The following is a 20,498-nucleotide window of genomic DNA, read 5'->3' as shown; positions in this document are numbered from 1 at the left end:
TATGTATCTGCTCAGCCGGCGTATTTTTTTTGAATGTATGAAAGTGTTTTTCATAAGCGTGACGGTGCTTATGGCTTTTGTGCTTATGGGAAGAGCGTTGCAGATAAAAGATATGCTTATGGGCTTGGATTTGACTTTTTGGGATACCTTGCTGGTTTTTTGGTATTTAAGCCCCGGTTTTTTGCTTATTATGATGCCTGTTTCGGCTATGTTGGCGGTATTTTTGACTTTTCTGCGCATGGGGGCGGATAAGGAGCTGATCGCACTGAAAGCAGGCGGTATCAGTTTGTATCAAATGTCCGGAGCACCTCTTTTTTTCGGAGTGTTAGCGACGTTATTGTGTTTTTGGGTCTCTTTTTCCTTGATTGCGGTTGGGGCGAACAAGTTTCGTTCCCATATTTTGGACATCGCCCAAAACAGAGTCAATATCGCATTGCAGCCCGGAGTTTTCAATAAGGATATTCCCAATCTTGTATTTTTTGCGAAAAAAGTCGATGTGCAAAACGGTTCTCTGGCTGAAGTCATGGTTGAAGATACGAGCAATGAAGATACGACATTAACGATTTTGGCTCCTTACGGCAATTTGACTGTTGATTATTTGAAAAGCGATATTGTGATGCTCTTGAAAAAGGGGGTCATTTATTCCGAAAGCGACCATAAAATCATCAAACTTGATTTTGATGAATATATCATCCGTTTTTCATTGGGGGCGTTATTTAAAGGATTTGATTTAGGGGCGATAGAGCCGAATGAGATGAGCTGGAATGATTTGTCGGCTGTTGATATCAATAAGACAAGGCAGCGGATTCCATGGCTTGCGAATAAGATTGAAGTTGAAATGCATAAGCGCTGGCTTTTTCCTTTTTCCTGTTTGGTCCTGACTATTTTTGCCGTTCCCATCGCTTCTTCTTTTCAAGGCATTCACCGGCAATCGGGATTGATTTTCGCTCTTGTCATTTTCTTTACGTATTACGTTCTTATCTCTCTCGGTATGAATTTAGCGGAATACAGCGGCATGAACCCTTATTTGACAATTTGGCTTCCTGTTTGGATTTTCTTTGCCGTAAGCCTTTACGGCGTTTATTTGTCAGCTAATGAACGTTTTCCCGCATGGCTTAACTGGAATATTATTTTTAAATGGAATAAACGCAGGAAAGCTTAGCATGAAATTATTGACAAAATACATGATAAAAAACCATAGCCGCCTTGTTTTCATTACGCTGGCTATTGGTATTTGTATTTTTATTTTGATTGATTTGATTGAAAAAGCGGATATTTTTATGGCTTCGCGCAAGCCTTTCGCCTATGCTTTGGAATATTATTTCCTGAAACTGCCTTTCATTGTTTCACAGACCCTGCCTTCCATTTTCCTGCTTGCATCCGTCATTTTTCTTTCTTTAATGGTTTCTTCCCGCGAGATCATCGCTTTGCAGGCCGGAGGGGTTTCTGTTTACACCATTACGAAAAATCTTATCGGATTGGGGATTTTTTGGGCGTTGGCGCAGTTCGCCCTTTCGCAGATGCTTATGCACGTAACAGAGCAAAAAGCCAATTTTCTTTGGCGCTATGAAGTCCGTGAACGTATTTTTGTGGAAAAGTCTTTGGAAAATTTATGGTTTTTTGATTCAGGATATATCGTTCATGTCGGGCTTATTTATGAACGGGGGCGGGGAGAAAATTTCGTTGCCTATAAATTGGCTGATAATGCCCGATCCGCCGAAGAAATCATCAGGGCGGAAAAATTCACGGCGCACGATAACGGCTGGGAATTGGAAAATGTTAAACTGTATTATCCTGAAAAATACATTGAAAAAGAACAAAAAGCATTCACTTTGCCTATTGAGCAGTCCGTGCGGTTTTATTTTATAAGCAGCCAAGATGAAAATCCGCAGACGCTTTCTTTCTTTGTGCTGGGCGAGGCAATCAAGCGATTGCAAGATTCCGGTTCCAATATTGAAAATATGCAGACCATTTGGCACAGCAAAATCACGTATTCGATGATGATAGTTGTTTTCGCGGTGCTTGCCGTGGCGATTATTTCTTTCAATGCCAATAGCTATATTGCTGTCATGCTTGCCGTGGTTGTTTCTTTTGTCAGTTATGTTTTAAGCAGTTTCGGAATGTTTTTGGGGCAAAGCGGAAAAATTCCCCCCGTTTTTGGGGCGTGGTTCCCTTGCGTTTTACTGCTTGTGCTCGGATATTTAAAAATTTATATCGGATTTTCTAAGCGTTAGTTTTGATGAAACAATACAGTTTTTTTTCTTGAATGCGTATACGCACGTCATTTGAAAATTTAAATTCACTGCTGCCTTGGTTTTTCATCACGGCGGTATCGAGTTTTTCAAAGGTTGCGGTTACGGAATGTCCTTGCCCCAGTTTTTTCAAAAGTGCGCGATAGGTGTGCAGGCGTATGGTTTTATCGTTTTTTTGGAGTATTGCCAGAGGTATGGCGAGTTTGTTTTCGCACTGTTCGAGATGGGTTAAAACCGCATTTGTTTCATTTTGAAAATGTGTTTCATCGTATTCCGCATTTTGTTTTAATTTTAAGATATTTTGGTAAAATTTGGGGTTTTCTTTTTCCAGCAAAGGAATAATTTGTTCTCTCACTCTGTTTCGCAGAAACGACAAATCAGTGTTGCTTGTGTCACGGGCGAAAGGAAAATCCAATTGCTCTGCAAAATCGGAAAGTTCCTGTTTGCTTGTGTAAAGAAGCGGGCGGAGCAGCTTTCTTTCCGGGTCAAAGTAGGACATGCCCGCTAATTGAGGCCATGCGGTTCCGCGGATTAACCGCATAAGCATGTCTTCGCACAGGTCGTTGGCATGGTGTGCGGTACATAAAATACAATTCTTTTCTTGTTGCCTGAGTGTGGAAAAAAATGCATAGCGTAAAATTCTGCCCGCTTCTTCCAAGCCTATTTTATGCTCCTTTGCATAGAGAGGGGTATTGCCTTTATCCATAGTTAGAGGAATATCAAGGCGTTTGCATATTTTTTGCACAAGTTTTTCTTCCGCGGCACTTTCTTCGCGGATACCATGGTTGAAATGGGCAACATGGAGCGTATAGCCGAAATATTGTTGGCAAGCTTTGAAAATGGCGAGCATGGCAACAGAATCGACTCCTCCCGAAATGGCAAGGAGAAAGGAAATATTTTGCAATTCCTTGCGGGAAATATTAAGTTTTTCCTGTAAAATCTTAAAGACGGAAAGGCAAAAATCCGCTTGTTTCGGCTTAATGGCTGCCAAGTGCAAAGGCAGTGCGCTGTGAAAATTGAAATGCTCTTTCATCAGGCGTTATAAAATTTTTTCCATTCGGACAAAAACAGAAGCGCTGTTTCAGTCGGCGTAAGAACGGTGTTTTTTTTGCGCAGGCATTGGATAACTGTTTCAAAATCTACATTTGGGGCTAAATTCAATTCTTGCAAAAGGGCTGTGATTTCTTCTCTTGTTTCAGGGGTGATTGCGTCATCCCATTGAAATTCCGCTGTTTTTTTAGGAAAATCTTGACTGTTTTCTTTTATATGCTGCAGAAGCGTTTTCATTCTGTGAATATAGGTATGCTCGCTTGTCACACGTTTTTGGGCGTTTTGAGCGATTTTTTCCCTTAAATCCGGGTGCTTGAGATAAAAAAGAATGTTTTCCTGCAATTCCTCCATGGAGTCGAACACGGCAAGCTCCGCATCTTCACGGGGATTTTTTAAAGAGGAACAGGTGAAATGTTCAGGCATTAATTGTCTTTTATCCACAAGCTGGAATACACCCATGGCTGCGAGTTCGAATGTTCGGGGATTGACAAAATCGCCATGGGAAACAAGCTTGTTTGCATGGATGCTTGAATGCAGATTCAAATTGATTTTTGTGGCGGAATAAATTTTCAAACTTTCTTCAGGGCTTATGCGCTGTCCGTTTTTTTGCACATAACGCGCCAGCAGTTCATCGCCTTCCCAGTCGCTTCCCCAAATTTTGAAATCATATTTAAGCAGGGTTCGGAACGCAATGCGCCGGTTGGGATACCCCGCCCCCATAAATGCGATGTCTGCTTGGTAAAATTTCTCTTCTTCGGAGGTGAGCGTTTGTTTTTTATGGAAATCCGGGTCTGCCGCAAGAGGCAGATACAAGGCTTTTATGTTTTTATCATTTTGTAGTTGTTGTAAAAAAGGCTCTTTTTGAATAACGAAGAAATAGTCATACAAAGGAGCGTACAGCTGCCAATAGGGAAAAACTTGGTGGTCTTCCACAAACCACATGGCAGTGACGATATTGTCTTGTTTAAGTTTTTTTAGCAAAATTTTATTTATGGGGGCCTGCGCCATGGCAAGCACGAGATCAGGCTTGTTTTCTTCCGTTTGGGCGTAAATTGCTTGGGAAATAAGCTGTACGAAGTTTTGCTCAAGGATATTGAGTTTTTCCTGGCTGATATTTAAAGACCGTAATGCCGTATGGGCTTGCAAAAATTCAGGTGCTTCAAAGAGTTCAACATGATGTCCTAATTTTTTCAAAGCATCGGCACAATAATAGCCGATGGGCAAAGAACCGCCGTAAAGAGGAAGAACGATGAGAATTTTCAATGGCCTGTCAAACATTATGTATCCTTATGGTCGGTTTTGCGGAAATATCCAGTCGGTTTCCGCATATATAGCATTATCTTCAATATTGTGCAATTGTATGTCTTGAGCGGTATTTTTTGTTGCAGCGCAATAATTTTCAAGAATATTTCTTTCTTTTTGCCTTTGTATGTCTTGCGGGAGCCGCAAAGGGCTTTGCCAAGTTAAAAATGTTGTGAAGTGATTATTGTCCGTAAAAGAAGAAAAATATGGAATGACAGATTGCAGGTGTTTTGAGGCAAGGCTTTGTTCCGTAAATTCTTTATGCAGCAAGTGGTAAAGAAAATGAGGATTGTTAAAGGCTGTTAAACAGTTCGGCTCATTTTTGTCCATTGATTTGCAGGCTTGAAATTCCCCGCAGGGAGAGCAGGGAAGATTGGCCTGCCAAACGGTGTGCCCTTCGCCGTACGGTCCGGTTTCAAAAACATGGGCGGAAGAAAGATAAAATCCTTCAACAGGTGTTCCGAGATGACCTGCAAAATGGGCAGTGCCCGTATCAGGCGAAAGAAGCAGTTCGAGATTTGACAGAATTTCCTGCAAGTCTTGAAAGGATGTTTTTCCGGCAAGATTTTGAATATGGGGGTGCAAATGCTTAGGCAGTGAAAACAGCAGTTTTTTCGCAAAATTTTCTTCTTTTTGCGTGCCTAAAAAGAAAATTGTTTTTTCCTTGAGATTATTGGAATTTTGCAGGCGCTGAAAAACAACGGGAATGATTTTGGCATAATATTCCGGTGAAAGGGAGCGGCGGGCGTTTTGTCCCGAAAGCACCACGCCAAGCCCGTATCCTTTGCCTTGGGCTTTGGGGTTGACCAAATGGGCGGGGTAGGGAGTTTGAGCAAACATGGCCCAAAAATCAACAAGATTGATCGGTGTTTTTTTTCTGTTCCCGAGCCAGCGGAACGCCATACGCACCCAATTCGATTGGCGTGAATAGCCGCCGTGTCTTGAGTAGCCTATGAGCCTGTCAGGTTCGAAAAGCGTGCTTATCGCTTGGCAAAGGGGCGAATGGTTGAGAGGATAAACCGTATCGAATTGTTCTTGCTGCAAAAAATTGAAAATTTTTAAATTTTCACTCCAAACGGTTCGGCTGTCGCTGTTGCTTGCGTTGATTCCAATGCAGCGGATTGTCGGATACATGAGTTTTGCAAGGTTTATGAGGCTGTTATCAATTAAAAGCGTTACTTCTCCTTCCAGCATGAGGGCGAGAAGAAGCCGTTTGCTTTGGATGATATCGCCAAAGCGGGCTAATTGAATAACTAAATATTTTTCCATGCTTCCTATTTAAGCAAAGCTTAAAATTTTTGTCAATGGGAAGATAGAAGCTTGCAGTTTTTTTCTAATCAATTAAAATATTTTTGGTTATGGGTATCCTATTGACAAGTTTTTTTATTAAAGGTAATTGTTAGATGTCAGACGTCAGACAACTAAGAGATAAACAGCGTCCTTTGTCTGTTGCCATAAGAAACGATATTCTGCAAAAGGCAAAGGATAACGCCTATATCGGCGGAAAGCTTCCCTCTGAAGAAGAACTCTGCGCATATTACAATGTCAGCAGGGCGACAATTCGTGAGGCGTTGACTATTTTGCACCGTGAAGGCTTTATCTCGAAAAGGCATGGAACGGGAAATTTTTTAAATTACAGTGCTATTAATGCAACCATGCGTTTTGATTTGGAAATCGTCTTGCCGCAAATTTTGGAACAGGCAGGCCATAAGGTTTTCACAAAGCGCGGACCAGTGCAGATGCTGAACGGCACCGATGATTTAAGAAGTTTCATTAAGGAAACGAATACTGCATCACCGTTGTTGGAGCAGGTTACAAAACATATCGTGAACGATGTTGCGGCGATCATAACATACAATTATTTTACGTATCATAATAACGTGCAGCCTTGCGATACGTGCGCGGATTTTATGGATATGGTCAGTGCTGTGACGGGAAAAACGCTTTCCCATACCATTCAGGCTTTCATTCCGATGATTGTTCCCGCGGAAATCGCCGATGTTTTCGGGCTTGGAGAGATTCCGGTCGTTATGTGGCATCAGAAACATTATTCATTGGATGATGATTTGGTTTGTGAAAGTTATGTTTTCTTTAATCCGAGCGTTGTTTTGCTGCATTCTTTGACAAGGTGGATGTAATTGCTAAAGGAGAAGAAAATGAAGAAACATTTTTCTTTTGTTAGCATTATGATTTTTGTTTGTGCTTTGGTCTTGGTACCGAATGCGTACGCGGAAAAATATCCCGATCAGACAATTACGGTTTATCATCCTTTTGAACCGACTCCGTATGATGTGCTGAGCGAAGCATATAATGAGGAACTTTCTGAACTTTTGAATGTGCCTGTGAAGTTTGAATACGGTTTGCGGGGAAAAGCCGCACAAGCGGTTTTAAAAGGAAAACCTGACGGTTATACGGTTTTTTTTGCGGCGATGGGACCTATGGTTCTAATGCCCAATATGGTTCGTCCGGCATACAGACCGGAAGATTTCAAAGCCGTCGGACGGGCGACCCTTCTGCCGATTCTTTTTGTTGCAGGAAAAAATGCGCCTTTTAAAACTTTTGATGAATTCATCGAATATGCGAAGAAAAATCCGGGCAAGGCAAGTATCGGGCTGACGAATTTTCCAAGCTCCCTGCATATCGGTATGACGCATTTTATTAACGATTTGGCTAAGCTGGATGTTAAGCTTGTGGAACAGCCCGATGGTCCGGTCAGAGGAACCATTGATTGTTTGATTGGCGAAACCGATGCGTTGATCAGCCATCCGCCCGATATTATGCGTTATATTAAACGCGGCGATTTTATTCCCCTTGCGACGTTTGCGGAAAATCGGCTTGAAATGCTTCCTGATGTGCCGACGTTGAAAGAAAAAGGCTATGATTTCAGCCAAACAAGCTGGCGGGTTCTTGTTGTCCATAAGGATACGCCTCAGGAGATTGTCGAGGTATTGGCAAAGGCGAGCGAGCAGGCTTTGAAAAACCCGAGAACTTTGCAAACAGCGAAAGAAAACTATGAAATCATTTCATGGCTGCCTCCTGAAGCTGCCGATACGTTTTTGCAGGATGAATTTAAATTTTATGAAGAGTTATCAAAATCATTGGGTTTGCATTATTCACAAAAGAAAAAGTGAAGATAGCAAATAACGAATAAAAAAGTCACTCGATAGAGTGACTTTTTTATTCGCATTATACGTTACTGATTAAGCAAGAAGAATATTTTTTGCTGTTTCGTCATTAACTTCCGTGATGAACGGAATGCCTGTTTCTTTTTCCGTTTCACGGTTAATGGTTGCAATATCCGTTCTTGCGATTTCTGACATATTGAATTTACGGGCGCCTGCCATAAGCTGCTGCAAACCTGCGGCGATACGGTCGAGGTTTGTCCACATGGCGATTGCGCCATAAGGGATTTTCTTCATTTCGGATTTGCCGAGTTTTGCTTCGAGAGCATGATAGCCTGCAAAAATCGTTTCGGCTGTTGAGCCCAGTTCGCTGACGGTTTTCGGCAAATTATCCCAGTTTCCGGAAACTTCTGCGCGGCGTTCAGGGTGGAGGGCTCCCTCAATATTGGCGCCTAAGAAACCGGGGATCATCATGGCGCGTCCCATACAGATAAGTTTCGCATAAGGAGCGCAAAGGGCGAGTCCTTTGAATATTTGGCTTGATTTTGCAAAGCCGCCGGCAAGGGCGAGGTCCGGAACTTTTTTGCCGTTTGCGGCTAAAAGGCTTGCATATTCATGTACTTTTGAATGTAAAAGAATGCTCGGAACGCCCCAGTTTTCCATCATATCCCATGGACTCATTCCTGTACCGCCACTTGAACCGTCAATAGTCAGGAGGTCGAGTTTGCAGTCGCTGGCAAGACGAAGCGCAAGTGCGAGGGCTTCCATGCCGTATGAGCCGGTTTTCAAAGAAACTGCTTTAAAACCTAATTTGCGCAGATAGCTTACTTGGGAAGCGAAATTCTTGCGTACCTGGTCCGTATTGGTGAAGGCTGTATAGCCCAAACGGCTGTGGCGGGCAAAATGGCTCACGGCGCCGGCTTTATAGGCGGCTTGCACTTCGGGTAAGGTCGGGTCGGGATCGACCAGGTAACCGCGCTGTTTGAGGAATTTGGCATATTCAATATCATTGACTTGGATTTCGCCGCCGATATTTTTTGCGCCTTGTCCCCATTTCAATTCAATAATGACTTTGTCCGCATATTTTTCAGCGACATATTCGGCAACGCCGTTTCTCGCATCTTCAACATTTAATTGTACAATAATGGCGCCGTAGCCTTCGCTGTATCTTAAATAACCGTCAATGCGTCTTTCAAGTTCAGGAGCTTTTTTGATACGTCCGTTGACAATTTCCGCTTTCTTGTCAACCCCCACCACGTTTTCGCCGACAACGACGGGAACGCCACATAAAGCGCATCCCGTGGCAAAAGAATTCCAATATTTGGCGGCGACGAACGTTGAGCCCAATGCACCGGTCATGACCGGATATTTGCAGGTGATTTGTTTTTTCTGTCCAATTTTTGTTTCAAGATTTACATCGGTAAAGAGCGTATCGCCTTTTTTGGCGATTTTTTGGTCGGCACCTTTGGCACCATAAAGATTGCCTTGGATTTTGATGGCATTGTAAGATACGCCTTGCGGGTTCGTGTTGTCAGAACCGGCAGTGACAAAGCCGAAATCACGTGGATAGAGCATATCGCGACCTTTCATTGCGCCGAGCCATGTTTCGCATTTTCCTTGACAGTCAGCCCTGCATAAGGAGCATAAACCGGATTCGCAAATATTGCCTCGGTTGGTCGTTCCTAGGACATCATTGTTCTTCAATTGGGACATAAAAAACTCCTTGACAATTTTGTAATTTTTATAAAAATAAATATACGTTTTTCCGTGTGAAAAGGCAAGAAAAAAATGTTAAAAAAATTGCAAAAAAGTAAAATCAATAAATATTGAAACAATTTATTCTATAATGCTTTGATTTTATTTGTAAAAATATTTAATATAATTTTTACAAAAATGTAAAAAACTAGAAATGTTTATGTTCTGGATTTGTTTTACAAAATTGTTAAATTGTTGTCTCAAAAAAGCTGCCCGCTGTGCAGGCATATTGTTTCGATTGTGAAAGGGCATGGTACGGGTTTATGCTTTGAGGTGTTTTGAATGTATTAGCCAATCGTATTATTTTCACAAGTTGCTCACGTGATTTTGCTTTATTTGTTCTTATCACCCGCAAACCGAGTGTACTGTTTTTTTAGTTAGTATGGGACATTCGCTTTGTTTTTATTAATTTGCATGGAAGCCGTTAGTATTTTAATGTCTGTTTCCATATTGATATGGTAGATTGGCATGGCTATCAAAGAGCATGAGAGAATTTTTTAATATTCCTTAAACGGGGATAGACTGAATTTGGGAACAATAGATAACGGCATGAAGATTTTGCCAATGCGGGCTATTATGGAAATTTTCTTTTAGGCACAGCGTTGCCGCAAATTGTATCGTTTTTTATCTTGTGTGGTTTTCGGTATCGAAAGTCGGGTGCAATCATCACATGACCTGCAATGCCGGTTCGTACGGGATAAATCTTGGCTGTCGTCTATCCGGCATTGTTCGCCTTTTGATTGATGTATCGTCCATACTAAAGGAAGACGCTCATGTGTCTGCATATATTTCCGCCTGTTTGGCGGGGGGTTGGGTGCTGAAGTTATAAAAAAAGATACAAGGAACTTGTATCTTCTTTTATCTTTTTTCGATGTTTTATACAATATTATTGTTCCGGTTTAGATTCGGAGAGGGCGGAATTACTTGGGGCTTCCTTTTCAAGTGCGGTATGGGAGAGCGCTTCACCGTGCATGAGGGCTCTGTATTCTTCTAAGGGCATCATACGAAGCGCCCCGAATGCGCATGCTTCAACGCATGCGCTGACTTCTTTGCCTTCACTGGCTCTCCATTGTTCGCAAAGGTCGCAGCGAACAGAAATAAGGCGGGGGTCCTTTCGCGCAAGGCGTGTTTTTTCATCTTCCGTGATTTCCACAAAGGTCCTGCTGATTGCACCATAGGGGCAAGCCATGACGCAAAGCCCGCAGCCTGCGCAAAATTCGGTGCGCATGACAACTTTTCCCCTGTCATCCTGAACAAGGGCGTGGGTCGGACAAATGAGCGCGCAGGGAGCTTCCTCGCATTGGCGGCATTGAACGGGCATTTTGAGCGTATCGGTTTTTACAACGTGAACACGCGGTTCATGGTCTTTGCGCAGTTTCGCTGCTTCTTTAATGGTGACGCCGTTATGGGATGCAATGCAGGCTAATTCGCATTTTTTACAACCGCGGCATTTGTCGGAATCGGCATAAATAATATATTGTTGTGACATCTTATTCTTTTTCCTCTTCTTTTTTTTCGTGTACTTTTATAGAGGTTATTTGCATTTCATTGCCGCCTTGCCAGTCAACATTGCCGCTTTGGCATAATGGGCAGACAAAATGCCTTTTCGTTATGCTTATGTTTTTTTGACAATCATTGCAGAAACCTTGCAGGGGCAAGCGTTCGATTATCATTTTCGCATGTTCGGCTCTGGTGTTTTCTGCCAAGATTTCAAAGCAACCCTGAACCGTTTGTGCTTCTATGCAGTTTAATAAGCCTATTTTCAAGTGGATTTCATCCACATAAAGGTTTTTATGCTGTTTTGCTGTTTCTTCCGTAATGATTTTGAGCAAAGAAGAAGCAATGACCGTTTCGTGCATATTATCGCTCTGTGCAGGAAACACAAGGGTCGATACTGTTGACAATAAGGGAAACGTCCGCAACTTCGCAGTCTTTCATCATTACTTCCAAGGCTTCCCAGTTCATATAGGACGGAACACGCCATTTCAAGCGCAACGGCATATCCGTTCCGTCTGTGTGGACGTAATAAAAAAGTTCGCCTCTGGGAGCTTCGGAGCGTGCCATGGCTTCTCCGGCTTTGATGTGCGGAAGCAAAACGCTCAGATTTCCTTCCTCCGGAATATTGCGGATAAGCTGTTTGATGATTTTTATTGATTCCAGTGTTTCCCTAAGGCGGACCATCGCTCTTGCGTGAACGTCACAGCCCGTTTCAGTGATAACGTCAAAATCCAATTGGTCGTAAATAAGGTAAGGGGCGTCGCGTCTGGTATCGATATTGACGTTGCTGCCGCGGGCAACAGGTCCGACCAATCCGTATTTGATCACGTCTTCGGCGGATATGCGTCCGACATTTTTGGTACGTGCCAAAATCATTTTGTCGCTTGCGTAAATATCGACAAGTTCTTTGATATGGTTTTCTGTCCGTACAATACTTTTTTCAACAAAATCAAGAAGCTCGGTGTTGATGGAATATTTTACGCCGCCAATGCAGTTGGCAGCTATGTCCATGCGGTTTCCATAAACGGTTTCTTTCACGTCCTGCATGATTTCCCTGACTTCCATCATGTGCATGAAAAGTGATTTGTAACCGATGACATGGGCTAAAATGGCAACGTTGAAAAGGTGGGAGGCGGTACGTTTTATTTCTTCCGCTAAAATACGCAGGGCTTGGGCTTTCGGGGAAACTTTGATGCCTGCCAAATTTTCAATTGCCAAACAATAGGTCAGCGGGTGGCTGTTGGAACAAAGGGAGCAAACACGTTCCACCAAAACCACATTCTGAAAGAAGTTCCGTTTGGTGGCTAAAAGTTCCATACCGCGGTGGACGTGTCCGGAAGTGATTTCAACATGTTTCACTCTTTCCCCTTCAAGGTCGAGTTTAAAATACATCGGTTCTTCAAGGGCGACATGGATAGGGCCTAAAGGAAGGGAAAAGCTTTTGGTTTCAAGAGGTGTATTTTCCATAATTATTCCTTTTCTTCGGTTTGAGGCTTTGGAGCGTCAAGTTTGGTTTCCTCTACCTTGGTAAAGGCGGGTTCTTTAAATGATTGTTTAAAGCTTTCAGGCACATACCCTATTTTTTCAAGCATGACTTGTTCCCAAAGGTTTTTGCTTCCTGTGCCGTGTACCATGGAAGAAAACGGAATAAGCTTTGTCATGATACCTTTATCAAGGCGTTCATCCAAAAATAAACGTTTCGGATTCGGGTGGTCAATGATTTGTATGTCATACATTTCCATAAATTCCCGTTCATTCCAATCGGCATTTCTGAAATACGGGGTAATGGAAGGAACCTTCAGCGGTTCCAAGGTTTCCTCATCGTAAATTTGTATGGTGACGCAAAACAGAACGCTTTTAATGGCGAAATGGTAGGCTATCGCACGGCGGTTCGCTTCAAGCGAACGGTCTTCGGAGTAAGCAGTGACCGTGCATAAACGGGCATCGAGGCTTTGCAGAAGTTCTGCCGCTTTTGGCAGGTCGGCGGGATTTTTAAGTTTGAGCCATGCGTAGAAATTGTTATAATGGTTGGAAGTCCAAACAAGGTTTGGAAAATCGGTCCGTTCAAAAGTTTCCTTTATGGTTTCTATTGTTTTATTCTGGTTTTGATTCATGGAGTTCTCCTTGCTGTTCCGCTGTGGCAATTTGCCGGCAGCTTGGGCAAAGTTTGATGATTTTATTTACGTCAACAGGGCTGTGCGCATAAATTTTCGCTGCGATATGGGGAGGTAAGACGCGCATGGGAGCACCGCAGCCTTCGCAATGCATATAGGGGATAAAATGGGTTTCCGCCATTTTATATTTTTCTTCCTGAAAATGGGAGTTATGCCAGTTATTGACTATTGAAATGGCGTTGGTCGGGCAGTAATACCTGCATGATCCGCAAAGACAGCAGGAATTGTACCATACAGTGTAATGGTAACCTGTTTTATCATCGCTCGGGCTTATATTGATGGCACCGCCTGTGCAGACGTGTTTGCAAATTCCGCAGCCCACGCACAAATCCGGATTTATGCTTACCCGTCCGCGAAATCTGTCTGGAGTGGGAGCAGGCGCCAAAGGAAATGCTTCTGTTGCAGGTCCTTGAAAAATATTTCTTATTAATATTTTAAGAAATTTGAACATCACGAGATCCTTTTTTAGTTGTTTTCATATAGCTGCAAAGATGTTTGCAGGTTCCGCAGCGGCGGCACGCTTTTGTTGCAGCATCATCTGGTGAAATAAATTGTTTCAGCTTGGTTAGAAAAATTCTTGCTTTCGGCAGTTTTTTTCCCGCCGGTATTTTTCTAAGAAATCTGAACACGGCGAACTCCTTTGCGTTTCGCTTCTTCAATACGTTTCAGCCAAATTTCTTTCGCAAGCAATACCCCTTCCATAATGGCCTGAGGGCGCGGAGGGCAACCCGGAATATTCACGTCGATCGGCAAATATTTGTCAAGCGGTCCCTGAATGCTGTGCCCTTCTTTGAAAACACCGCCGGAAATAGGACAAATGCCCACAGCGACAGTGACTTTCGGTTCGGGAATTTCATTCCAAACTTTGAGCACTTGATCTTTTATTCTTATTGTCAAAGGTCCGGTTATCAGAACAATATCCGCATGGCGGGGGCTTCCGCAATATTTGCAGCCAAGCCGTTCAACGTCGAAACGGGGAATGAACGCCGTTGTTGCAAGTTCCACGTCGCAGCCGTTGCAGGACCCTGCGTTTATCCTGAAAAGCCAAGGTGATTTTGTTGCCAAATTATTTAAGAAACTCATATCAACTCCTAAAAATCAAGCCATACCAAGATAAGGCTTATTGCTGCCAAAAGTGCGGGAATTTTAAGATAAAAACCAAATGCCTGTTCAATTCTGAACCTGCCGGTTGCAGACTTTACAAAAGTGCAGGAAACGAGCATGAGGATAAAGCATTTGAGGGCGAACCACAAAATGTTCACAAGGATATTATCCCCTAAAGTCATAGGAAAGAAAACAACAACGCCAAATCCCAAAACAACGATGCTTTTGATTGCGCCGGTAAGCTGGAAAAAGGCTAAGCTTATTCCTGAATATTCAAGAAGCGGACCTTCGACGATTTCCGTTTCCGCTTCCGGAATGTCGAAAGGAGGCACGCCTGTTGTGCCGGGAAGGAAGAAAAGATAGGCGAAAAAAGCGGGAAGCATCACCCAATTTGTGATGAACTGTCCGTTTTGTTCCTGATAATTGATAATATTCATCAGAGAAAATTCCGCAAAATTATCACCGCCCACTTTCATGGCGATGGCGAGTATTATCATCAAAAGCGGAATTTCATAGGCGAACATCAATGTCATTTCCCGTGAAAAGCCAAGCGTTCCAAAAGGGGAGCTTGAGGAAGAACCCGCAATCATGAGGGCTACGGCTGGTAATTGCAGCAAATAAAAATAGACCAGCATATCACCCATGTAAGGCAATCCCTGCGATACCCCCGGAATGGGCAGCAATGAAGCGCAAACCGCCATTCCGACAAAACCGAGAAGCGGCGCGGATTGGAACAAAGGACGCTGGGCTGTTTCAGGAATCATCGCTTCCTTGCCGGAAAGCTTCACAATATCGATAAGAGGCTGGATGACCGGCGGTCCGACGCGCCGCTGCAAGCGCGCTTCGATTTTTCTGTCCAAACCTTTGAAAAGGACGCCCAAGCCGAGCGCGAACAAGCCTCCCGGAAAAATAAGGAGATTGAATACTGCAACTCCAAGAAAAGCTAAGTATGAATAGTTATCCTGCATGGTTCTTCTCCCTTATTTATTTTCAGTGCCGAATAGGATTTTCGTGCTGTATATGTCTTGTGAAGTTGACGGAGCGAAGTTTTCGGCAGGAATACCGCAGGTATAAATAGCTGTTTGCCGTTCCTGCTTACTGAACTTGCGCAGAACTTTCTGCCCGATATACCAAACAATGAAGAACAGAATTGCCGTAAGCGTCGCATTCCAAGCGCCCTTTCCGGAGTTGATACCCCAAGGAGCGACATCCAAAGGCTGTAATCCCGCACTGAGCAATATTTTGTTAATGGCGAGCAGAACGAAGCCGGGGAATACGCTGGTGACGATACAGCCAAGGGATAACAATGCCATGGGGATAAGCATGGTTTTCGGCGCTTCATGGACAGTTTCCATGCTTGGTTTCACTTGTCCCAAGAAAACGCTGTGCAGGAATTTCGTCATATAGGCAAGGGTGAGCACGCTGCCTATCAAGGATAAAATAGCAGGAAGCACATAGCCTTGTTCCATAAGCGCATGGTAAATAATCCATTTTGAGGTGAAGCCGTTGCTTGGCGGCAAGCCGATGACACAGACAGCACCAATGGCGAACAGAGCAAGCGTTTTAGGCATTTTCAATCCCAGTCCGCCCATTTTGTCCATGGAATAAATATGGGTTTGGGCGATAATGACACCGGCAACAAGGAACAATAAATCCTTAAAGAAAAGGTGGTTGACAAGATGTAAAATGCCTCCCGCCACTCCAAGCGAAGTGCCGAGGGAAATGCCGACGACCATATAACCGAGCTGGCTTACTGTTGAATAGATAAGCACAAGTTTTATATCGCTTTGCAAAACTGCGAACGAAGCAGCCATAACGATAGTTACCGCACCGATATACAGTGAGATTTCACTGAGATAGGCAAGGTTGATATGTTCTGCGAAAAGGCTTATTCCGCCGAATACCAAGAAAAGTTTCGCAAGCCCGAAAAGCGCGCTTTTCAGCAGTACCGAAGAAATGTAGCCGGATACGGGGGTTGGTGCCGTTGCCGGGTGCATTTGCACATCGATACGGAAAGGAAGCTGGGCGGCTTTCATGAGGAAGCCGATGGTCAGCAGTGCAAAAAGCACGGTGACTTTTCCTGCGTCCAGTTGGGTGAAGCTGTTTTTCATTTCTGCAAAATCGGCAGTTCCGAGCCAATGAACGGTTAAAATCACGCCAAGGAAGAGGAAACCCGCCCCAATCATATTGAAGAGGAAATATTTAAAGCCTTCCCAAAGGGATTCACGGGTTTCTTCATGAATAATGACAAAATACAAAGTCCACGAACTCATGATTTCCCAGAAGAAGAAAAAGCTGAACAAATTCGAGGAAGTCGCAACGCCGACCAAACCGCCGCACATGCAGAGGAAAGATGCGTAATAACGCCATTGGGCGTGGTTATGTTCCAAATATCCAATGGAATAGCAAGCTGTTGTCGCTCCGATTACTGTGATGCCGAGTGCAAAAATGCAGGACAGGGTGTCATATTGACCCATGGTCACAAGCAAAGCAACGCTTGCGAAACCAAGCACGAAAACGCTTGCGATACCGCTTTGCATGGGATTTTTGCGCAGAATGACAGGTAAAACCGCTCCGAGTACGATAATAAGGGCGGGGCTTTTCCATGTGACCGTGGTCAGGCTGACAAGGTCAAGACCTTGACCGGAAAGGTTGAAACCGCCTTTGTCTGCGATAAGATCGGTTACCGGAGCTATGAGCGTATTGAGAACAAGTTCCGGATAAATTCCGAAAAGGACGCAGAGGAAAGCAAGTGCGCCCAAGGCTGCCTTCATTGCGGGAGTGGCGTCGGCAACTTGCGGTCCGGTGTATTTTTCAAAAACAAGGATACGGATGATTCTTGTATAGTACACACAGCCGATGAAGCTTGCAAGAAGCATGAGGGCTGCTAAATAAGGGCTGTATTCCGCCAAACCCAAAAGCATGATGAATTTGCTGTTGAAGCCTGCCAAAGGGGGCAGACCCAAAATGGAAAGCAAGCCGATAACCATGCAGCTGGCGGTAAAAGGCATTACTTTTCCGAGCCCTTTCAAATCTTCGATTTTGGTGAATCCGGAACGGAGAATGAAAACGCCTGTGCAAAGGAATATCAAATCTTTCATGACCGCATGGTTGAAAATGTGGAATAATGCCCCTGTCGTCGCAAGATAGGAGAAAACGCCCAGTGTCATGCAAATCTCACCGATCTGCCCGATGGTGGAATAGGCGAAAAGGCGTTTGATTTCTATTGCTTGGTAGGCTTTGATCTCCCCGTAAAACATGGTGATAATGCCCAAAAGGATAAGGACGACGCCTATTGAGGGGAGTTTGAAGAATGGGCAGACGAGGGAATTTTGTAAAAGTCCGAACCCTAAAAACGTTGAAAAGAAAAAGAGCATTCCATATAAGCCCGTTTTGGTAAGAATACCGGAAAGAGGAGCGGAAACAGAGGAAGGCGCGGCGGGGTGGGCGTCGGGAAGCCATGAATGGAATGGAAAAACACCGGCTTTAACGCCAAAGCCGATGAACAGAGCGATAAGGCAGACGTAAAGAAACACGTTTATTGCTTCTTTGGCTGTGAGCAGGGCATATAGTTCCTGTGCATTGTGCAGCTGCAGCATAAGCAAAGCAGGAAGCATGATCACCGCCCCGATGCCGGACATGAGAAAATATTTTTTTGCCGCATAATGCGCTTTTGGAGTATCGTCGAAAGCGACAAGGACATAGGAGCTTAACGTCATGATTTCCCAAAAAACAAAGAAAGAACCTGAATTTTCGCTTGTCAGTAATCCTAAAATGGAAGCGAACATCAAAAGGAGCAAGGCATAATAGCTTGTTTCGTTATGTTTGATGTATCCAAAGGAATAAAGGGTGATGATCATTGCCATAAATCCGGAAAGAACGGCAAAGAAATAAGAAAGGGCGGAGCCTGAATGGTCAAGCGCGGCGAAGATGAAAGAAACGGCGGCAATGACAAAAGCAAGCGGTTTGCGCAAGCTGGGAAGAATGAAACCGCCGGCAAGAACAAGCGCCGCACCCATATAAAGGATAAGGGTTTCTGTTTTCCATGTCAGCGTAAAATCGGGGAATTGCTGGCTGAAAGTATTTTGTGCATATGTTGTTGTCAGGTAATGGATAAATTCATGGGAACCTAATCCGAAAATAACAAGAACCGCAAAGAAGAGATGAAGCAAAAGCGGGCTTGTTTTGAAATCGTTCCATGCGTTTTCCGTTTTATGGGAATAGGAATTTCCTTGGAAGAGAGAATGGACAATGAAAAGAGTCATCACAAGTTTGGCGATGTTGATCAGCGTGACAAGCACCGCTATTCCGTAGCTTGAAATATGGAGCGGGTCGCCAAGGAGTATGGCGCCGTAAAGGATATGGTGTTTTGCGTCAGGGGTGAAGAAAGGAGATATTTCAATGGCGCTGAAAAGAGCGAGAGCGAAAACAACAGAAGAATAAGGGAGTTCTTTTGCTATTCCGGCAAGGGGCAGTTTCAATGCCCGGCTGACTTTTGCCATTCTTATTAAAGCAATTAAAGCCGCAAGCCGCGCAACGGCATTGAAACTCATTAATGCAATGCTTCCTATGTATGCGGAATCGTTTGGTATCGACAAACCAATGCAGACATAGCCGATGTCAGCAATGCATAAGCCTAAAAACGCGAGATACGTTTTGGATAAACGTGAAGCAAGTATTAAACCGCCTAAGCTGATAATGATACCTACATAAAGAAAAGATTGAATAATTGCTGTTGACAACATCTGTTTCCTATTCCCCGTAAAAAGTTATGATATGATTTTTTAAATTTTGTAGTCCTTAAAAAAAGATGTTGTCAAGAAGTATGTTATAAATAAGTTAAACTAAATTTATTTCGATTTCATACGATAAGAAAAATAATGGGGAATTGTCGCAAAGAGTTTCCTTCGGCTGCGGGCGGAATGCAAAAAGCGTTGGTCCGCAGCCCTCGGAAATACGTTGCATTCTTTTTTGGGAGCGTATACAAAAAGTTTCGGGATAAGCGAAAGGTTCTTTTATGTTAAAACCGTTTGGAAATATTTTATTGCTGTTGGGTTTGTGCCTGTTTTTTCTGGCAGGCTGCTTGCCTAATCTGAATTTTGCCGTAGGCAGGCAAGACAACACGCTTTTTTCTTTAGGTTCTGATAGTGCGAATTATTCGCAAATCAGCAATCAGGTCGTGCGCACAGCCGCAACGCAGATAGGACAGCGTTACAGGCTTGGCGGCGAATCCCCCCGTACCGGTTTCGATTGTTCAGGGCTTATTTACTGGGCGTATAAGCAGCATGGCATCAATATTCCTCGCGTTACGACCTCACAGGCGAAAGTAGGGCAAAAAATCGGAAGAAATAATTTGAGAGCCGGTGACATTGTTGTTTTTCGCACCCGTAATTCCCCTAACGGCTTGCATACAGGGCTTTATGCGGGCAACAATAAATTTATCCATTCCCCTAATGCGAGAAGCCGGGTGAAGCTTGAACCTCTTGACGGTTCTTGGTGGGGAGAGCGTTTCATGTACGGACGGCGTGTTGTCGTGCCGCGGTTTGCGCAGGGATCATAACACACTTAAAGAAAAAAGGAGCATTTGCTCCTTTTTTCTTTAAAATTTTTTTAAAATTCTTTGAACTTGCTATACGATAATCTTTTTAGTAATATTTTTTTCACAAAATTTTTTCAGATACGGATTATGATGCATGCATTTAAAAGTTTAGCTCTTATCGGTTTACGCGGAAGCGGAAAAACTTCCCTTGGAACATTTCTTGCCAAGAAGCTTGATTTCGCTTTTTTCGATACTGACGAGGTGTTTAAAAATAAGGAAAAGCGAAGCATTGCAGAGTTTGTCGCTCAAAACGGCTGGGAAGCTTTTCGGCAGAGGGAAGAGGAAATCCTTTCGGAAATGCCGCAATCGCAAGCCGTCGTATCCTGCGGCGGCGGGATTGTTTTACGGGAAAAGAACAGACTATGTCTGAAACAATCTTTTTTTACGGTGTTTCTTGACGTTCCCGTGCAAGAGCTTGTGCAGCGGCTGAACAGGGATTTGAAGAAAGATCAGCGTCCCGCTTTCACGGATAAGAGCCTTGCGGAAGAAATGAGCGAACTTCACAGTGCACGGTTGTCCTTATATCTTGAGGCTTGCCATTACCGTTTGCAGCAGCATGAGGGCTTGGAACGGGAAGCGGACTTGGTTCTTAAACAGTATGCGGATTTTTTGAAATAATCGGTTTATAAAAACGTTGCGGGTG

18 protein-coding genes are annotated in these 20,498 nt (G+C 43.7%); 6 read left to right on the top strand and 12 right to left on the bottom strand.

All coding sequences use genetic code 11. The features are described from left to right. Position 1: 1 nt before the first annotated feature. Both JBF11_RS04140 and JBF11_RS04135 read left to right on the top strand, forming a co-directional pair. Positions 2-1,162, top strand: coding sequence for an LptF/LptG family permease (locus JBF11_RS04140; protein WP_334316119.1), 1,161 nt, complete (start codon positions 2-4; stop codon positions 1,160-1,162). Between the two features lies 1 nt (position 1,163). After that, on the top strand, positions 1,164-2,234 hold the full coding sequence (locus JBF11_RS04135; RefSeq protein WP_334316118.1) for an LptF/LptG family permease: 1,071 nt from the start codon (positions 1,164-1,166) through the stop codon (positions 2,232-2,234). On the opposite strand, the gene tilS is transcribed toward JBF11_RS04135, so the two are convergent. The 3 genes from tilS to JBF11_RS04120 are packed head-to-tail and all read right to left on the bottom strand — an operon-like array spanning position 2,224 to position 5,873. Further along, positions 2,224-3,285 carry a tRNA lysidine(34) synthetase TilS gene (gene tilS / locus JBF11_RS04130; protein ID WP_334316117.1) on the bottom strand — a complete coding sequence of 354 codons (1,062 nt, stop codon included), beginning with the start codon at positions 3,283-3,285 and terminating at the stop codon, positions 2,224-2,226. The genes JBF11_RS04135 and tilS overlap by 11 nt on opposite strands. Then, positions 3,285-4,580 (bottom strand): CgeB family protein, encoded by a 1,296-nt coding sequence (locus tag JBF11_RS04125; protein ID WP_334316116.1) that lies wholly within the window; start codon positions 4,578-4,580, stop codon positions 3,285-3,287. The genes tilS and JBF11_RS04125 overlap by 1 nt, the downstream gene beginning before the upstream one ends. A 9-nt stretch (positions 4,581-4,589) precedes the next feature. Continuing rightward, a complete protein-coding gene (locus JBF11_RS04120) occupies positions 4,590-5,873 on the bottom strand; it encodes a glycosyltransferase family 9 protein (RefSeq protein ID WP_334316115.1) in 1,284 nt (427 codons plus the stop codon). A gap of 134 nt (positions 5,874-6,007) precedes the next feature. Here JBF11_RS04120 and JBF11_RS04115 point away from each other — a divergent pair, with 134 nt between their 5' ends. Continuing rightward, positions 6,008-6,742 carry a GntR family transcriptional regulator gene (locus JBF11_RS04115; RefSeq protein ID WP_334316114.1) on the top strand — a complete coding sequence of 245 codons (735 nt, stop codon included), beginning with the start codon at positions 6,008-6,010 and terminating at the stop codon, positions 6,740-6,742. An 18-nt stretch (positions 6,743-6,760) separates the two neighbouring features. Then, positions 6,761-7,735 carry a tripartite tricarboxylate transporter substrate binding protein gene (locus JBF11_RS04110; RefSeq protein WP_334316113.1) on the top strand — a complete coding sequence of 325 codons (975 nt, stop codon included), beginning with the start codon at positions 6,761-6,763 and terminating at the stop codon, positions 7,733-7,735. Positions 7,736-7,804: 69 nt separating this feature from the next. On the opposite strand, the gene JBF11_RS04105 is transcribed toward JBF11_RS04110, so the two are convergent. From JBF11_RS04105 to JBF11_RS04060, 9 genes are all read right to left on the bottom strand, one after another. Continuing rightward, on the bottom strand, positions 7,805-9,439 hold the full coding sequence (locus JBF11_RS04105; protein ID WP_334316112.1) for a glutamate synthase-related protein: 1,635 nt from the start codon (positions 9,437-9,439) through the stop codon (positions 7,805-7,807). A gap of 928 nt (positions 9,440-10,367) precedes the next feature. Next, complete coding sequence (locus JBF11_RS04095) at positions 10,368-10,970, bottom strand: 4Fe-4S dicluster domain-containing protein (RefSeq protein WP_334316111.1); 603 nt, start codon at positions 10,968-10,970, stop codon at positions 10,368-10,370. Between the two features lies 1 nt (position 10,971). Then, positions 10,972-11,340 (bottom strand): hydrogenase maturation nickel metallochaperone HypA, encoded by a 369-nt coding sequence (hypA, locus tag JBF11_RS04090; RefSeq protein WP_334316110.1) that lies wholly within the window; start codon positions 11,338-11,340, stop codon positions 10,972-10,974. A gap of 1 nt (position 11,341) precedes the next feature. Further along, positions 11,342-12,445 (bottom strand): hydrogenase large subunit, encoded by a 1,104-nt coding sequence (locus JBF11_RS04085; protein WP_334316109.1) that lies wholly within the window; start codon positions 12,443-12,445, stop codon positions 11,342-11,344. Between the two features lie 2 nt (positions 12,446-12,447). Then, entirely contained in the window at positions 12,448-13,092 is a 645-nt protein-coding gene (locus JBF11_RS04080; RefSeq protein WP_334316108.1) for an NADH-quinone oxidoreductase subunit C, read from the bottom strand. Continuing rightward, on the bottom strand, positions 13,073-13,603 hold the full coding sequence (locus JBF11_RS04075) for a 4Fe-4S dicluster domain-containing protein (protein WP_334316107.1): 531 nt from the start codon (positions 13,601-13,603) through the stop codon (positions 13,073-13,075). Before JBF11_RS04075 ends, JBF11_RS04080 begins: the two co-directional genes overlap by 20 nt. 161 nt (positions 13,604-13,764) lie before the next feature. Beyond that, the gene (locus JBF11_RS04070; RefSeq protein ID WP_334316106.1) at positions 13,765-14,235 is read right to left on the bottom strand and encodes an NADH-quinone oxidoreductase subunit B family protein; all 471 of its coding nucleotides are present in this window, start codon (positions 14,233-14,235) and stop codon (positions 13,765-13,767) included. An 8-nt stretch (positions 14,236-14,243) separates the two neighbouring features. Continuing rightward, complete coding sequence (locus tag JBF11_RS04065) at positions 14,244-15,224, bottom strand: respiratory chain complex I subunit 1 family protein (RefSeq protein ID WP_334316105.1); 981 nt, start codon at positions 15,222-15,224, stop codon at positions 14,244-14,246. 12 nt (positions 15,225-15,236) lie between these two features. Then, positions 15,237-19,001 (bottom strand): complex I subunit 5 family protein, encoded by a 3,765-nt coding sequence (locus JBF11_RS04060; RefSeq protein ID WP_334316104.1) that lies wholly within the window; start codon positions 18,999-19,001, stop codon positions 15,237-15,239. 272 nt (positions 19,002-19,273) lie between these two features. Here JBF11_RS04060 and JBF11_RS04055 point away from each other — a divergent pair, with 272 nt between their 5' ends. Both JBF11_RS04055 and JBF11_RS04050 read left to right on the top strand, forming a co-directional pair. Then, complete coding sequence (locus JBF11_RS04055; protein WP_334316103.1) at positions 19,274-19,816, top strand: C40 family peptidase; 543 nt, start codon at positions 19,274-19,276, stop codon at positions 19,814-19,816. Positions 19,817-19,942: 126 nt separating this feature from the next. Next, positions 19,943-20,473: a shikimate kinase gene (locus tag JBF11_RS04050; protein ID WP_334316102.1), complete on the top strand. Its 531-nt coding sequence runs from the start codon at positions 19,943-19,945 to the stop codon at positions 20,471-20,473. Positions 20,474-20,498 lie beyond the last annotated feature (25 nt).

The organism is Taurinivorans muris, from assembly GCF_025232395.1.
Classification (GTDB): Bacteria; Desulfobacterota; Desulfovibrionia; order Desulfovibrionales; family Desulfovibrionaceae; genus Taurinivorans; species Taurinivorans muris.
This window is presented reverse-complemented; position numbering and strand designations above follow the sequence as displayed.